General features: G+C 56.7%; 9 protein-coding genes. 1 reads left to right on the top strand and 8 read right to left on the bottom strand.

Features of this window, described 5'->3' with window-relative positions:
• Positions 1–127 precede the first annotated feature (127 nt).
• The 3 genes from FXO12_RS25205 to FXO12_RS25195 form a co-directional block, all read right to left on the bottom strand.
• Complete coding sequence (locus tag FXO12_RS25205; RefSeq protein WP_054899116.1) at positions 128–868, bottom strand: helix-turn-helix domain-containing protein; 741 nt, start codon at positions 866–868, stop codon at positions 128–130.
• 1 nt (position 869) lies between these two features.
• Positions 870–2,564, bottom strand: coding sequence for a 2-isopropylmalate synthase (gene leuA, locus FXO12_RS25200; RefSeq protein ID WP_057975108.1), 1,695 nt, complete (start codon positions 2,562–2,564; stop codon positions 870–872).
• Positions 2,565–3,013: 449 nt separating this feature from the next.
• Entirely contained in the window at positions 3,014–3,715 is a 702-nt protein-coding gene (locus tag FXO12_RS25195) for a transposase (RefSeq protein WP_082631488.1), read from the bottom strand.
• A gap of 379 nt (positions 3,716–4,094) precedes the next feature.
• On the opposite strand from FXO12_RS25195, the gene FXO12_RS29500 reads away from it, so the two are divergent.
• Complete coding sequence (locus FXO12_RS29500) at positions 4,095–4,226, top strand: hypothetical protein (RefSeq protein WP_372241959.1); 132 nt, start codon at positions 4,095–4,097, stop codon at positions 4,224–4,226.
• 235 nt (positions 4,227–4,461) lie between these two features.
• On the opposite strand, the gene FXO12_RS25185 is transcribed toward FXO12_RS29500, so the two are convergent.
• From FXO12_RS25185 to FXO12_RS29320, 5 genes are all read right to left on the bottom strand, one after another.
• Complete coding sequence (locus FXO12_RS25185) at positions 4,462–4,857, bottom strand: hypothetical protein (RefSeq protein WP_054918452.1); 396 nt, start codon at positions 4,855–4,857, stop codon at positions 4,462–4,464.
• 250 nt (positions 4,858–5,107) lie between these two features.
• A complete protein-coding gene (locus tag FXO12_RS25180; RefSeq protein ID WP_054897996.1) occupies positions 5,108–5,587 on the bottom strand; it encodes a hypothetical protein in 480 nt (159 codons plus the stop codon).
• A gap of 3 nt (positions 5,588–5,590) precedes the next feature.
• The gene (locus FXO12_RS28815; RefSeq protein WP_164919369.1) at positions 5,591–5,740 is read right to left on the bottom strand and encodes a hypothetical protein; all 150 of its coding nucleotides are present in this window, start codon (positions 5,738–5,740) and stop codon (positions 5,591–5,593) included.
• Positions 5,741–6,002: 262 nt separating this feature from the next.
• A complete protein-coding gene (locus tag FXO12_RS25175) occupies positions 6,003–6,245 on the bottom strand; it encodes a hypothetical protein (RefSeq protein ID WP_054897997.1) in 243 nt (80 codons plus the stop codon).
• Positions 6,242–16,471 carry a filamentous hemagglutinin N-terminal domain-containing protein gene (locus FXO12_RS29320; protein WP_306109889.1) on the bottom strand — a complete coding sequence of 3,410 codons (10,230 nt, stop codon included), beginning with the start codon at positions 16,469–16,471 and terminating at the stop codon, positions 6,242–6,244. The genes FXO12_RS25175 and FXO12_RS29320 overlap by 4 nt, the downstream gene beginning before the upstream one ends.
• Positions 16,472–16,486 lie beyond the last annotated feature (15 nt).

Genomic DNA, 16,486 nt, shown 5'->3' with positions numbered 1-16,486 from the left:
TTCGATTGGGACAATGTGCCGGCGCGCCCTCTGCGCCGCAGGCTCCATACACCAGGCACAGGTAAACATGGCCCTGCCTGGAGGCGGGGCCATGTTCAAAAGGAGGTGGTGCTATCGCCAGTCAGATTCAGACCAAGCGACAGTTACTCGGGGTGTAGCCCATGGTGCGTTTGAACATCGCGGTAAATGCACTCGGACTCTGATAACCATGCTCCAATGCCACTTCAAGGATGGAGGCACCACTGGCCAGCCGCTGCATGCTGAGCAGCAGCCGCGTGCGCTTGCGCCACTCGCCATAACTCATGCCCAACTCTTTCTGGAACAGCCGAGCCAAGGTGCGTGAACTCATATTGAGTTGCACCGCCCAACTCTCCAGTTTCGACTCCTGAGAAGGGTTGTCGATAAAGTCCGCACACAGTGACTTGAGCCTCGGCTCGTCCGGTATCGGCACGTGAGCCAGCACCCTTTGCGCACGGTCAAGTTCCGAGAAAATCAGCTCGACAATCTGTACATGACGCAACGACGCCGGGTGGCTGTCAGGCTCATCGCCGGCGGCCACAATCAGCTCGCGCAGCAAGGGTGAAACCCTGATGACCTCGCACTCCTCCGTCAAACGACGGTGCGCTCCCGGTGAGATCAACAAAGTGCGCATGCGCACTTCGCCGGTCATGCGGATCTGATGTTCCAAACCTGAAGGCACCCACAGGGCATGCCCGGAAGGTACCACCCAAGTGGTCTCCTCCACCGACACAAGCATCACGCCGTTGATGGCGTAGACCAGTTGGCCTTCGTCATGTCGATGCGAGGCCACGATGTCACCGTGGCCATAATTACCGGCAAGTGCCGCCAATGCGGTATGCGCGTTCATCTCAGGACGGCACCGCAGCATTCACCACGCTGAGCAGGCCCAGGCGCGATGCACGATTGACCGCACTGGTGACCGCTTCGAGGGAAGCGAGCAGGCTACTGCCATCGCGAGCGGCGCCGAACAGCAACTGGTTGCCCACGCGAATTTCCACATAGGCCAACGCCTCAGCCTGGGCACCGTCACGGGTGGCATGTTCGTGGTAATCGGCGATATCAAAATGAATGCCACGCTGGGCAAACGCATCGACCAGCGCCGCAAGCGGGCCGTTGCCCTCGCCACTCAAGTCGATACGCTGTGTACCTTGTTCAAGGGTGGCCTCCAGGTAAGTCACATCGCCCTCGCTCACCAGTTTGGGGGCTCGTAACGCGTAAGGCTTGCCCTGCTCCAGGTAATGCCGGGTGAAGCAGGCAAGGATCATCTCGCCACTGATTTCCTGGCCGGAGCCATCGGCTTCCTGTTGTACCAGGCTGCTGAACTCCATCTGCAAGCGACGCGGCATCACAATGCCGTGCTGCTCCAACAGATAGGCCACGCCCCCCTTGCCCGACTGGCTGTTCACGCGAATCACCGCTTCATAGCTACGGCCCATATCGGCAGGATCGATAGGCAGATACGGCACTTCCCACATGCCCTGCGGATTGGCCTGGCGCGCCGCAAAGCCTTTCTTGATCGCGTCCTGATGCGAGCCGGAGAACGCGGTAAACACCAACTCACCGGCGTAAGGGTGACGAGGATGGGTCGGCAACTGATTGCAGAACTCCACCTCACGCTGGACGTGCAGGATGTCGGAGAAATCCAACTGCGGATCGATGCCGCTGGTGTAGAGGTTCATCGCCAACGTGAGGATATCGACGTTGCCGGTACGCTCACCGTTACCGAACAACGTGCCCTCGACACGCTCGGCACCGGCCAGGCACGCCTGCTCCGCGGTGGAAACTCCAGTGCCCCGATCATTGTGCGGATGCACGCTGATGACCACACTGTCACGGCGACTGAAGTGCCGGCAGAACCATTCGATCTGGTCGGCGAAGACATTGGCGGTAGAGACCTCCACGGTGGTGGGCAGATTCAGGATCATCTTGTTGCTCGGGGTCGGCTCGAACGTATCCGTCACCGCTTCACACACCTGCAATGCAAAATCCAGCTCGGTGAAGCAAAAGGTTTCCGGGGAGTACTGGAACGTCCACTGCGTATCGGGGTTCGCGTCCATGTGCTGCTTGATCTCTCGTGTTGCCTGGGTAGCAATCTCGATGCAGCCCGCCTTGTCCACATTGAAGACAACGTCCCGAAACACCGGCGCCGTCGCATTGTAAACATGCACGATGGCGCGAGGCGCGCCCTTCAACGCCTCAAACGTGCGCGCGATGAGGTGGCTGCGCGCCTGGGTCATGACCTGAATCGTCACATCATCAGGAATCGAACCGCTTTCAATCAGCTCACGGACATAGTCAAAGTCGGTCTGCGAAGCGGCAGGAAAGCCCACCTCGATCTGCTTGAAACCGACCTTCACCAGCAAATCGAAGAAACGCCGCTTGCGCTCGGCATTCATCGGCTCGATCAAAGCCTGGTTGCCATCACGCATATCCACACTGCACCAGGTGGGAGCGGCAGCCTGGACAGTGCTGGGCCATGTGCGATCCGGCAGGTTGACCGTGGTGAAGTGGCGATATTTGCGGGAAGGGTCCTTGAGCATCATGGCGTTTCTCCTTTTTCAGCAGTTTGTTTGTGTCAGACACACCACCGGCAATGCCGACTGATTGGATCCAATACTAAACGAACATAGTTTGATACAAATTGCGTTGTTGAGTTTGCGGAATGAAAAAATCCAAAGAAAAATCCAAAACGTTCAAAAAAACCGAAAAAATATTGCGCAAAGGAATAAAAATCAACAATCAAAGACCGCAAGCCAGGAGTTACCGGCAAAATCAGTAAAAAAGAACCTATCGCTTGGATGAACGGGCTGAGGGAGCCAGGGAAAACATTTCTGACGGGCAAAAAAAACCCGAGAACCTTACCTGTGTAAGGCTCTCGGGTTTTCTGAACACACTTGATTGGATACCTGTAGGTTACGTTCAGGACGAGCAAAAAGCGACCAAAAAGGGGGTGACGACCAAAAAGGGGACGACGACCAAAAAGGGGACAGATTTATTTACCACCATCCAACCTCGGCCGCCCTTGCCCTCGGCGCTCAATACGAACGCCTGCAATCCTCTCAACTTCTTCAATGAAACGAGCAGTTCCGGTAAGCTGCCCCCGTTGCAACGCCTCACGAATAATTCTCGTCTCATCACTCGAAACGGACTGCTTCACAAATACCTTATAATTTTCGCGGCGCTTCAGCGTTGTATCCCCCAATATGGAAAAACAAGCATCAACATCAAGCCAGTCACTATCAGGCACCACCCCTGTGCGGGCACTGTAACTTGACCATGGATAATCCGCCGCGTCAGCTACCATGCATGCACGAACCGGATTTAATTCAATGTACCTGCAGCAAGCTAGCAAGTAAGCCTCCGTTTGCACCACGCTTGATTTATACCGTCCCTCCCATAATGTACCTGTCCGCCCTTCTAACCTGTTTCGATACCGAGTGGCCCGAGCCGCGAGCGCCTTCATTAACTGCCCTAGCCCTGCAACCGAGTTACCCGGAGAAACCAGTAAATGGACATGATTAGTCATCAAACAGTAGGCGTATATTTTTATGCCAAATGCGTCCTTAAGCTCTCGAAGGTCTCTCACGTAGCGCTGGTAGTCCTCCTCGGCAGCAAAGACCACCTGGCGGTTGTGACCACGCTGTACAACATGATGAGGATAGTTGGGCAAAACGACATGTCCCACTCTGGGCATAGGTAACCTCCTTCCTTAGAGAATTACAGCCTAGCAAATGGAAAAAAATAAATCTGTCCCCTTTTTTCTATCAGAAAAAAATAAATCTGTCCCCTTTTTTCTGTCATCAAACAGTAGGCGTATATTTTTATGCCAAATGCGTCCTTAAGCTCTCGAAGGTCTCTCACGTAGCGCTGGTAGTCCTCCTCGGCAGCAAAGATCACCTGGCGGTTGTGACCACGCTGTACAACATGATGAGGATAGTTGGGCAAAACGACACGTCCCACTCTGGGCATAGGTAACCTCCTTCCTTAGAGAATTACAGCCTAGCAAATGGGGAAAAAATAAATCTGTCCCCTTTTTTCTCAATGCGAGTGAGCTTTTGGCTTCGGCATCAGCAATGGCGAATGAACAGGCGTTTTCCTCAAACGGATCACAGCGACTTCAAACCTTCGGGTTGGCCCAGCTGATCGAAAGCGCGCACCTTCTAGTAAACGATGCTCTGAAAAAAACGAGTCCAGTAACCCTCTGATTTTTAATGGAGAAAAATAGATGAGGATAGGTTACGCAGTTTTATTCGAAATATCGTGGCCTACCCCATCTATCACTTATATTTAAACAATTGAATACTTACAAAAAAATGGTGCCTTATAGACATCCATTTTGGCTAACTATAAAGCTAGCAGGTACCAAAAAATAAAACCACGTTATTAAACAGCAAACCGCCAATAGAGCAATCAAATAAATCTGCCCCTTTTCCACTCCAACTAGACTGAAAATTTTTTTGAGTAACGCTCTTCTAATCTTTCAGCAGACCTTAGAACGCCATCCCCATCATCAGGAAAGAAAGCAGAATAAACATCTGCTGCAATTTTCATCAGGGAAACGTAGTCAGGCACTGGGATACTTGAAGTTTCCACTTCGCCCAAAAAGAAACTAACCTTATTGAAACTTTCTGGATCGTCCCAGTCCTGATCAAGGGCGTAAAAAAAACCTTCACTCACAGAGAAGCCAAATCCCTGCGAAGCGTCATAGATGAACGCTGGAAAATTAGTCCTTCCCCTCGCCATAGAAGCCTCTATCAATTCGTAAAGATCTTCATAGTCCAGACCAGTTGAAGCAAATGACTCCTTGAACCTCTTAAGCCAAGCCAAGCTATCCATTAGTTTGTCCTCGGGGGCATAGTGATAAAGGAATTTGTTATTTCTCCTGTCTTGCTATTACGTGTCACTTGGAAGTGATAGCCATCAACTTTAATACTAGCTTCTCTCAACGCTGGGTTGGTTTTAAACAAAGACTCGGCTTGGACTGCCGCTCGACTAGACATATCAGCCACCCTGCTATCCGGCAGAACCTTTGGATCGTAAGTCGTTTTCGTGGATGTAGGCTTATACTCACCCATTTTGCCACCTGTCAGCGAAAACGCGTAACCAGAGGGCCTAACATTTCGCCAGTAAAGTACCGAGTTCCTAAGTCTTTAGCAGGCTCCATCCCTCCGTAATACTCCTTCATACGAACTCTATCAGAAATCTCTTTCAGATATTTCTGCAGTAGAAGCATAACTTTATCAACATCACTAAAAACAGAATCGTCAAAACACAGCTCTACGTCAACACCGCCCCCACATTTTACAACTCTAAGTAATACAAAAAAATCGGAGGAAGCAGATACAATATCAAAACCATACAACTTAGCAGACACACAAACATCACCTTCAAAACGACAAAGCTCCGCAACCATACTTTGATCAAGGCCCAAGCAACTCGCAATACCGAGCACTTCTGAAGCTGTCACATCGTCGACGCGCTCCGAATGACTCTCCAAATCCTTCAGAAGAATAATAATATCGTCTTCAACCACACCACCTAGAACAACCTCATATAACTCTTTCATAAATTAGTCGACAAACCCTTTAAATGCCCCATCTAAATTCAACCGTATGCCACGCCCGTCGCCAAGACGTTTCTCTATAAATGGAATTCCTTTTTCTGTTGTCACCGACTTAAACTCGCCGGGAGCACGTATTATTTCACGTAACTGCTTCATAGCCTGCTCGTTCCAAGTAGCCATAGACCCTGTAGTCTTACCCCAAATATCAGGATTTCTACCCGCGTGCTTCGATAGTGCATGACCGATAACGGTGGAACCTTTGTAAGGTAATTGAACGAAAAAAAATGGACAGATTTATTTTTTCAGAGACTCATCCGCTACGTCTCAAGATCTTCACAAAGCCCAAACCTCAAAAAACCTGCCCCCTTTTCTTGTCAAGTAAGTGACGCTCAAATTTGCCCCATTTTTTCTTCTAGCCTCACCCCGACTCAACAATGAAATCTTTCGCTAGAATCATCGCCTCAAAAAAACCAGAGAATGGAACTCTCAAAGTCGCGCTACTTAAGTCAGCAAAGATCTCCACCTCTAAAGCGTCCACCCCTTTATCCTGATTAACTTGAGCAATTGGTTCGCCTTTATATTGAATCTCCGCAGTCAGCCTTTTATAGCGATTATCACTAAAGCCCAGAACTTCAAAATCCGAATTACTTTCAAGTTTCATGGTTTCGCCTTAGGGTCCAAAAACCCAGAAAATGAGCCATCATTATTGTAGCGCAGACCTCTTCCATCGGGAGCCCGGACCTCTAGCCCACCGCGACTCAAATTTGAGAATGTTGAATTTGGATTCTTGAGAACGTCATCAATAATACCGAGTGCAGTTGCATTTTGCTTTTCAATTCCACCTGTGAGTTTTGGGAACGTTCCAGTAGCTCGCTGGCCAGAAGCATGCTTTGTGAGCGCCCTAGCAGCCTCTGTCAGACCTTCCTTATTGATAGGATTTGAAGCTGCGGCAGATAGATCATCGAAAGTGCGGCCGCCGAAATTTTGCAGGGCGGAAGGCAATCCTTTTGCACCTCCCATCACAAGCCGACCTAATACTGCCGCCAGCCCAGCACCTGTGAGTTCACCGGCCATAAAATAGCCCCAAGCCTTGACGAACTCGTTAGCCGGTTGAACCCCTTCAAAACCTTGTCCTTGGGCCAGCTCCAGCTGTGCTTGGGCAATTTGGTCGTTAGTGGCACCTTTTTCCAGCATGTCCTTTGCCAGAGTAGTCGCCGCTGATCCGTATTCACTTAAGCCTGGTGGCAGATGCTCCAGAAAATTGTATTGCGTCAGGTTTTGCGCAACCCAAGCCCCTTTCTCGATCTTGGCAGCGTCCGCATCTTTCTGCCCCGCAGCCGCCAACACACCCACGATCTGCGAACTCATCGTCAGCAACTCTTCGTTGCCGTTAACCAGCGTATTCAGATGAGTAACCAGCGCCTCATTCGCCCCCGCTGCCAACGCACCGGTTTTAAAATCGCCGCCCGTAGCCTCAGCCAGCAAACCACCTACCATCGCGTGAATCGCAATCTTGGGTGCCGACCCATCGGCAACTACACCTTGGGTGTAATTTCCCACCAGATTGAAACTAGCTGCCGCCAACGTATTGAACAGCGCACTTTTTAATGCATCGCTGGCGCTACCGCCCTGCCCGAGTGCCTTGCTCAGCAGCATGGATGTGCCGCTTTGCAACGTCTGGTTGGCGGCAAATTTACCGACACCGCTCCACGTATTCAGTAGACCTGGCGTCGTGACTTTCCCAGTGATTGTGTTTGTTTGAGTCCCCGTCCAATCACCAAAATATGCAGCGGTCATGCCAGCCGTGACGCCAGCAATCACATACCCCTTCATCGCATCCGAAGAAGTCACGTCCTTGAGTACCGCGCCCAAGTTGCCACGGTTGTTAACGACACTGACCGTAGCGTTGGTCGCTGCTCCTGCAGCCACTGCTCCAGCTCCAGCTGCCACGCCAACGCCCGCCCCTGCGCTGGCAGCCGCACCCGCAGCCAACGGCCCAACCACCGCCGCCATCACAATCGCAATAATGATCTGCGACGCAGGCCCCAACCCTGAGTTGCTGTACTTGAAGCTGTCATGAATCTCCTTGACCTGCCTCCAGTCCACATCCCCACGAGCCTCTGCATCCTTAATCCAGGCCAGTTGCGGATCGGCCTTGACCATCGCCTCAATCGATTGGCTGACGGTCTGTTGATTGACCTGATTGACGTCGATCTTCAGGCCTTCCACCGCCTTGATCGCGATGTTGCCCTCGGCAACCATCTGGGTCTGGCGCAGTGTTTCGTCGGTGTTGCCTTTGCCTTTGGAGGACACCCAGAAGGCATTGTTATTGCTCTTCTCATGACTCTCCTGATGCAGATCCTTCACCGCCTCAAACTCGACGGCCCCTCCACTGACAATCGCAATATCCCCCCCACTCTCAAGCTTCGCCGCCTGATACTTCTGATCCCCCCCACTCTCCAGCGTCAAATCCCCCCCAGTCTTGATCTCGCTCCCGACATTCTTCACATCGGTCACTTCATCACGCTGAGTCTTTTTGCTGCCCCAACTGCCCTTCTTGCTCATGTCGTACAGCGAGTAGTGGCTGTCCTGCGCCGCCAGCATTTGCAGTTCGTTATCAGCGTGCACATAGGCTTCGTTGCCCGCGCTGATTTTGCTGGCGACTAGCGTGAGGTCGGTGCCGGCGATGGCGATCAGGTCGCCGCCGGCTTTGAGTTCGGCGCTTTGTTGGGTGACGTCGTCCAGTTGAGTAGTGGTTTTGGTGCCGCCTTTTTTACCTTTGGAGTAGTCGTGTTGTTCGTTGGCGGCAGCAGCCAGGGTCAGGTTTTCGCCGGCTTTGACGCTGAGGTCTTTGGCCGCGCTTACGGTGCTGGCGACCACGGCGATGTCGCGGCGGGCGTCGATGGCGAGGTTGCCGCCGACGTCCACGGCGGAGGTATGTTGCAGGATGGTTTGCTCGGTGCCGCTGATGCGACGGCGTTGGTAGGCGTAGTCGTCCTGTTCGGTCTGGCTGGCGATCAGTACGTCGCGCCCTGCGGTTACGCTGGCGTTGCCACCGGCCTTGAGGTTGCTGCCGAGGTTAAGCACGTCGCGCCCGGCGTTCAGTTTGAGCGTGTCGGTGGCTTCGAAACGGGAGGCTTCGCTGGCCACGTCGTTGCGCAGTTTGTAGCCCTGGCCTTCCTGTTTGAAGGTGGTGACGGTGCGTTCGTTGATGATATCGCCGGTCACGGCGGTGGCGCTGATGTCGCGGCCATTGATGATGCCGCCACGGCTGTTGCGGATCGAGTCGGTGGCGAGCATTTCCAGGCGGTTGCCGGCTTGCATCAGGCCGCTGTTGTCGATGTTGTTGGCAACCATGTTCAGGTTGTTGGTGGCACGCAGGGTGCCGCTGTTGTGCAGGTCGCCGCCGGTGACCAGGCTCACGTCCTGGCCTTGGATCAGCGCGCCGTTGGGGGCCAGGCGGTTGTCGGCCTGGGCCAGGTAGAGCACCGGGGTGAGGACTTTCTGGCCGTTGATCTCGGCTTCTTCCATCCAAACGATGTCGTGGGTCAGTGCCGCGACTTGCTCGGCGGTGAGGGACACGCCGAGTTGCAGGTTGAGCGAGTCCTTGTAGGAGATGGCGTTGTCCATCAGGTAGCGGAACAGTGCGTCGTCGCTGGCGAGGCCGTTGATGTAGCGTTGGCCGGTACGAGCCACAACGGCTTCGCGGATCAGACGTTGCTCGTACAGGCCGTCGCCCAAGCGCTTCCAGCTGGTATCGGGGTTGTAGCCGAGTTTGCCGAGCAGGTAGTCGGAGCTCATGAACTGCTTGAGGTCGGTGAGCGCCGGGTTGGTTTCGATCAGATATTTGTGGCTGTTATCCGCCGGGGTGATGTCCGGCATTCCTTGAACACGGATGACGGAGGGCGCGCGGTTGTCCAAGGCCAGCGGGCCCTGGCCGTTGACTGCACCGCTGACGGGCTGGCCATCGAGGCTGAAACCGCGTTCTTGCACGGCGTTGTAGTCGAGGGTTTTCTCGCGCTCGGCGGCGCTGATTACACGTCCACTCACGCTGAAGTCACCGCTACCGGTAGCCGCGTTACCCGCTGCACCACCCTTCGCGGCCTGGCCGCTGAGACGGAACAGGCCGTTCTGGCTGGTCGGCAAACTGAAGCCGGGCAAGGTCACCGGGTTGACCTGGCGTTGGGCCAGATCTGGCGGTAGCTGTGCGGTGATCGCCGGCTTGACGGTGGAGGCAAATACCTCGGAATTGGTGTTGCGGTTGGCCGCCGGGGTGTCGATGTGGGTAGCGTTGGGGCGGATGACGCTGTTGTCGATCCTGGAGGTCGCATTGACCGTCACCGCACCTGCGGCCTGAATCACCGCCTGTGCAATCACGCTGCCGGTGGTGGGCACTACATAGCTACTGCTTTCATAGAAATTGCCAACGCCTGCCCTGACCTGGTCCATCGTCATCTGGCCCGGGCGGTAGTCGCCTGAGTTGGGATTGTTGTAGATGTTGAACTGGTTCTGGCGCTCCATGAAGGTGTTGTAGATGCCACGGTCGCGGGTATAGAGCCCGGAATTGAAGTGACGCTCTTCGCCGCCTGCCGCGCCACGGTTGGTCAGCACATCGGTGTTGATCAGGATATTCCCGGCGGCGGATACCGAGCTGTAAAGGTTATCGAAGGTCTGGCTGCCCACAGTCAGGTCGCCACCGGCGTTGATGAACGCAGAGGCCGAGCTGCCGGTGATGACATCTTCGTATTTCTCCACCGAGTTGAAGTACAGCTCGCAGCCTTTGCCTTTGCAGTAGTCGTTCCAATAGATATTGAGGTTGCCCGACACCAGCTTCATTTCAGTGGTGAACTGGTCACGACGGTTGCTCAGGGTGTCTGCCAGCAAGCGCATGCCGGTGCCACTTTCCAGGCTGCCGGAGACGTTCTCGATCAGGCTGCTGCGCGCGCTCGCATCATCCCGGGCGATGTCCAGGGCGCCGAGGCTGTAGACGTCGCCATAGCGGTTGCTGAAATCATTGACGCGCAACGCCATGTCGTTGCCGCTGAAGAGCAAGCCCTTGTCATTGACCAAGTGCGTGGCGTTCAGCCGGACTTTTCCGGCGCCGCCCAGGGTGCCGTAGTTGTTCAGGGTGGTGGCATTGACTGTCAGGTCGCCGATGGCAGTCAGGCGCCCGTGGTTATTCAGGCTCGTGCTAGTGACCTGGTTGAGTGCGCCGCCGGCAATGCGGGCGTTCTCGCCCAGGTCCATGCTGGCGCTGGTGAGGCTCATGTTGCCCAGGCTGCTGACGCGGCCGTTGCCGCTGTAGCCACCGGTGAGCGTCACACTGAGGGTGCCATCACTGGCCAGAAGGCCGTCGTTGGTCCAGGTGTCGCCAATGCCGATCAGGCTTTGTGCACCGAGCAACTGGCCGCTGGCGGTCTGGGTGAACTGGCCGATGTCGAGGTTCAGGCGCCCGGCCTGGATCACGCTGCTGTTGGTCCAACTGGCAGCCTTGATGTCCAACTGGCCGTTGGTGACGAAGCTGCCGCCGGCCCGGGTGACTTGGTCGGAGGTCAGGTCGAACGTACCGGTGCCGGTGTGTACGATGCGCCCGCCGTTATTGTCCAGGCCGGCGGCTTGCAGGTTCAGGTGTTCGTTGGCGCTTTCAAGCACGCCGAAGCGGTTATCGAACAGGCCGGAAACATCGATGTCGGTCGTGCCCGTACGGCCCATGGCCCGCAGGTTACCGCCGACGTTGTTGATGGTTTGCGCAGCAAGGCGCAGGACGTCGTCGCTTTCAATCAGGCCATAGCCATTGCTCAGGGCGCCAGTGAGGCCGAAGTCGATATTGCGTGCACCGACCTTGCCGCCCTTACCGGCCGCCGTGCCCTGGTTATCGAAAGCCTGGGCAGTGACCTTGAGCAAGGTATCGGCGTAGACACCGCCGCCCTGGTTATTGAAGGTCGTGGTGACGATGCGGCTTTCACCGCCGAGTGCGGACAAATGCCCCATTTGGTTGAGCAGCCCGCCCTTGGCTTGGATATCCAGCGACTGCGCCTGAGTGATGCCGTTGCTGTTAGTGAACAACCCAGTGACCAGTTTGACCCAGCCCTTGCTGCTGTTGAGTACGCCACCGGCCGTGTTGGCTACACTGGCGGTTTCCAGGTCCAGGTTGCCACTGAGGCTGTCGACGCGGCCGCCCTGGTTACTCAGGGCGCCGCTGAGGCGCAGGCGGTTATCGGTCTGGCTTTGCAGCGTGCCTTGATCGTTGGTGAGGGCGCGGGCGGTAAGGTCGAGCTTGCCCTTCTGGCTGAACATCAGGCCGTCTTGCTGGTTTTGAACGTCACCGGCCAACAGCTTGATCACCAGGTCTTTCTGGCTGGCAAGCGTGCCTTTGGCGCTGTTATCCAGGTCGCCATTGGCGAGGGTCAGGTCAAGGCGATCCTGGCTGACCAGTTGGCCGCCTTGGTTGCCCAGGCTGGCGGCGTTCAGCAACAGGGCTGCGCCACTGGCCAGGCGCGCATTGTTGGCATTGATCAGCGCGCCACTGAGGGTGCCGTCCAAGGTGCCCTGGCTGATCAGTTGGCCAGCACTGTTGTCGAGACTCTCGCCGATAAAGGTGATGTTGGCGGCGTTGATACGCCCACCACGGTTGAGAATTTGACTCTGGGCATTATTGAAGCCCAGGTGTTGAGCTGCGGAAATCAGGCCGTTGTTGCTGTTATCCAGGCGACCGGCAACGTTGAGGTCGACATCGGCCTGGCCGGAGATGATCCCCTGATCATTGTTCAGGCTGCCCGCGATGAGCGTTTGTTTGCCCATGCTGACCAGGGCACCCGCCGCGTGGTTATCCAATACACCGGTGAGGTCAGTGTGCAGGGTGCCACTCTTGCTCGACAACGTGCCCTCGGCGCTGTTGTCGAGGCCATTGCCGACCACCGTCAGACCGTTCCAGCCGGAGATCAAGCCCTTGTTGGTGTTGACCACGGTATCCGCTTCAAGGCGCAATTGATCGGCACTGAGGATGACCCCGCGATCACCGTTATCGATGCGTTTGGCGGCGATGGTGAACGCCGTCTGGCTGGAGATTTCGCCTTGTTCTCGGTTGGTCAGGTTAGCCAGGCGCGCGAAGGTCAGCGGGCCTTTGGCGCTGATCAAGCCTGCGCTGTTTTCGAGATTTCCGCCTTGCAGATCGAGGCTCACAGCGCGTTCGCCGATCAAGCGGCCCTGGCGCTGGATCAGCTGTTGGACGATGAGTTTCAAGTCGCCCTTGGCTGAGATTTCGCCATCCAGGCTTGAGTCGACTGTTTGCCCGGTCAGAGTCAAATCAGCCTGGCTGTTGATCAACCCGGCAGTGTTATCGAGGTTGGCAGTGGTCAGGTTCAACGCCTGTTGACTGCCGATCACACCCGCGCGGTTATCCACATTGGCGGCGGTGACCGTCTGGCTACCATCGCTGACGATTCGCCCGCCCTGGTGATTGTCCAGCGCGCCGGTGTTGAGCGTCTGTAGCGTGCCGGCCGAGAGGCTGCCCTTGTCGCTGTTGTTCAAGGAGCCTGAGGTGGTCGTCAAAACCGTAGCGGCAAAGATCTGCCCCTGGTTATGGTTATCCAGCACGCCGGTGACCTTCAGGTCCAGCGCACCACGGCTGGCGAGCGCGCCACCGGCCTGGTTGTCCAGGCTGTCGGCTGCCACCTGCAGAACGCTCTTGGCGGACAGTACACCTTCCACACTGTTATCCAGCGCCTTGGCGATACGTACCTGCAGGCTGTCGCCACTGATGACTTTACCGCCGCGGTTATTCAGCGCATCGGCCATCAACAGGAATGATTGGGTGCTGGAGATTTCACCGCCCTGACTGTTGTCGACGGTGCCCAGGTTGTTCAGCAGCAGTTGGCCCGGTGTCGCGATCAGGCCGTGGTCACGGTTGATCAGTTGCCCATGGCTCAAGTCCAGGTCGATGCTGGTATTGCTGATCAGCTCGCCACGATCATGTTGGTCCAGCCCGGTCAGGGTTGCCTTGACCGTGGACTTGGCGAAGATCGAACCTTGTTGGCTGTTGTCCAGTCGCCCTGCGTTGAGGGTGATGCCAGCGTCACTGCTGATGCTGCCGCGCTGGCTGTTGTCCAGGCCGGCGCTGCGCACGTCCACCTGTTGCTTGGCGCTGATCACGCCGCCCTGGCTGTTGTTCAGCGCAGTGCTGACCAGCGTGGCGGTGCCATCGGCCAGCAGCTTGCCAGCCTGATTGTTCAGTTGGCCCTGGGTGGTGATCGACAGCGCATTGGCCGCAGAAAGAATACCGCCCCGGCTGTTATCCAGGGTGCCAGCCCTGACGGTCAGTCCGCCCTCGCTCAGCAGCGTGCCCTGCCCTTGGTTGAGCAAGCCTCCGGTCAGGCTAATGGTCAGGTCTTTTTGGCTGGTAACGCGGCCACCCAGGCTGTTATCCAGTTGGTCGCCATTCAATGCCAGGCTCTCACGCCCCGCCAGCAAGCCGTTGCTCTGGTTGAGCAGGCGCTGCACCGTGAGCGTCAGGCCGCTGTCGCCGATGACCTTGCCGGTGGTGTTGTTCAGTTGATCGGCGACCACCAGCACCCTGGCCTGGCTGGAGATCTCGCCTTGCTGATTGAGGATGGTCTGGCTGCGCAGGTCCACGCCCTTGGTGGCAGCGATAAGGCCGCCGTTGCGGTTATCCAGGGACGCGCCGGTCAGGTTCAGCGCACCGTCGCTGACGAGTTCGCCCGCTTGTTGATTGAGCACACCGACGGTTGCCTGCAGGTCGCCCTTGGCGCTGATACGACCGGCGCCGTTTTCGAGCTGGTTGGCGTTGAGGGTCAGCGCACCATCGCTGCCCAACTTGCCGCCATTGCTGTTGTTCAACTGGTTCAGTTGCACGTGCGCGGCGGCCTTGGTGCTGATCACGCCCGCTTGGCTGTTATCCAGATCGCCGCCGGTGAGGGTCAGCGCGCCGTCGGCAATGACCACGCCACCCTGGTTGATCAGGCTGTCGCCGTGCAACGCCAGGGTGGTTTTGCTGGACACCAAGCCGCCCTGGCTGTTGTTCAACTGCCCTGCGGTTATTTGTTGAGCCCCCTGGCTGACGAGGTTGCCTTCATTGCGATTGTCCAGCAGCCCGGCGACGGTCAGGTTCATCACGCCTTGGGCGGCGATGGAACCTTTGTCGCGGTTATCCAGGCTGGCCGCCTGTACTGTCAGGCTGGACGCAGAGAAAATCCCCAGGCGGTTATCGATGGCACCGCTGGCGGTTACGTTGAGGTTGCTGCCCAGCAATTTTCCTGAACGGTTATCCAGGTTCGTGGCAATCACGGTTGTCTGGCTGGCAGAGATTTCACCCGCCTGGTTACTCAGTTGCCCTGCGGTTACACGGGCCTGCGCCTGGCTGGCGACCAGGCCGTTATCGTTAGTCAGTTGGCCGGCGTTGAGCGTCAGGTTCTTGAGGCCGATCACGCGACCGTTCTGGTTATCCAGCGCAGCGGTCACCGTAACGTCGGTGCTGTTTTCACTGTGCAGCAGACCGTTGGTGCGGTTATCCAGACCGGTGGCCGTGACCTTGAGCGAGTCCGTACCCAGTACACGACCGCCACGGTTGTCGAGTTGACCGGCGTTAATCACGGCGGTGGTACCGCTCAGAGTGCCGCCTTGATTGTTCAAGGTTTGGTTGGCCGTGGCGGTAAGGGTTCGGCTGGCAACCACGCTGCCGCTATTGCTCAGGTTTGCCGCGCGCAGACTGACATCGCCACCAGCATTGCGGCTTTCATCGGCGTTGACACCGGCTTCGATGATGCCGCTGTTGACCAGCGCCCCACCGCTGGTCACGGTGATGCTGTCGCGGGCCGCCAGGCTTTTCTGGTTGCTCAGGCCTGTCGTAGTTTGTACATCGACTCGCGTGCCGGCATACACCGCACCCGCAGCGTCCAATTGACCGGCCTTGATCACCACCGCTTCGCTGGCTTTGGCATTAGCCAAACTCAGTCGTCCATTGGCATCGAGCTGAATATCACCGCCACTGGCCATTAACGTACCGTCGAGCTTCACGCCCACCCCGGCCTCGGTGCCCACCAGTTTGATCGCCCCGGCATACATCCCACCCAACGCCGTCGAATCAATCGCCAGCTCGGGCTTAGCGCTGCCGTCGTCGGCGCGGGCAGTGGCTTGCAGGCTTTTAGCATCGACGTCATTGCGCCCGGCAACCACACTTAAGTTGCGCGCATTGATCTGTGCGTTAATCCTGGCCGAGCGGGTGATGATTTCAAAGCGGTCGACGTTATCGGCATTCAAGCCCTGGCCGTCGATGGTCACGGCGCCGCCATCAACCTGGTAACGTTGCAGTTGCCCGCTTGCGTCGAGTATCGGTTTGCCGGTGGTCAGGGTGACGTTGGGGGTGTTGATGAAGCCGCAGCCGCTGCAAGTAATGCCATAGGGGTTGGCGACGATGACCTTGGCCGACTGGCCCGCCACTTCGGTGTAGCCGCGCAGTTGGCTGGGACTGCCGCCGTTGACTTCGTTGAGGATGATGTTGGCGGCGCGGCCTTGCAGGTTCGGGTTGCCGAGGATGATGCCGCCCAGTTGCGTCGATTGGGTACGGTCGGTGGCGTTGTTGAGTATCACGCCGTTGGCGCCGACGTTGTAGTCCTTGAACTGGTTGTGGGACAGGCCACTGCCATTGGGGGCGGCGATGTTTACCACCGGCACGCCATTGCCCGCCTGGCCGACCGTGGTGCCCGGCGCGCTGACCACGATGCCTTCGGCCTGGGCCAGCAGCGGTTGCCAGAACAGCGCGTTGGCCAGGATCAGCGCCACGCCACGTTTGGGCAGGCCCAGGAACGCGTCACGGCTTTTCAGGGCAGCAGAAGGCTGGCGAACCAGGAAGGCAAATTGGCGAACATCCATTTCAAATTCTCGTTG

This window comes from Pseudomonas sp. J380 (assembly GCF_009827115.1).
Classification (GTDB): domain Bacteria; phylum Pseudomonadota; class Gammaproteobacteria; order Pseudomonadales; family Pseudomonadaceae; genus Aquipseudomonas; species Aquipseudomonas paracarnis.
Note: the sequence above shows the minus strand (reverse complement) of the source record. Positions and strands in the feature narration are given on the sequence as shown.

Excerpts from the sequence above, each read along its gene's own strand:
- FXO12_RS25205 (WP_054899116.1), bottom strand. The coding sequence starts at position 868 with ATGAACGCGCATACCGCATTGGCGGCACTTGCCGGTAATTATGGCCAC.
- leuA (WP_057975108.1), bottom strand. The coding sequence starts at position 2,564 with ATGATGCTCAAGGACCCTTCCCGCAAATATCGCCACTTCACCACGGTC.
- FXO12_RS25195 (WP_082631488.1), bottom strand. The coding sequence starts at position 3,715 with ATGCCCAGAGTGGGACATGTCGTTTTGCCCAACTATCCTCATCATGTT.
- FXO12_RS29500 (WP_372241959.1), top strand. The coding sequence starts at position 4,095 with ATGGCGAATGAACAGGCGTTTTCCTCAAACGGATCACAGCGACTTCAA.
- FXO12_RS25185 (WP_054918452.1), bottom strand. The coding sequence starts at position 4,857 with ATGGATAGCTTGGCTTGGCTTAAGAGGTTCAAGGAGTCATTTGCTTCA.
- FXO12_RS25180 (WP_054897996.1), bottom strand. The coding sequence starts at position 5,587 with ATGAAAGAGTTATATGAGGTTGTTCTAGGTGGTGTGGTTGAAGACGAT.
- FXO12_RS28815 (WP_164919369.1), bottom strand. The coding sequence starts at position 5,740 with ATGAAGCAGTTACGTGAAATAATACGTGCTCCCGGCGAGTTTAAGTCG.
- FXO12_RS25175 (WP_054897997.1), bottom strand. The coding sequence starts at position 6,245 with ATGAAACTTGAAAGTAATTCGGATTTTGAAGTTCTGGGCTTTAGTGAT.
- FXO12_RS29320 (WP_306109889.1), bottom strand. The coding sequence starts at position 16,471 with ATGGATGTTCGCCAATTTGCCTTCCTGGTTCGCCAGCCTTCTGCTGCC.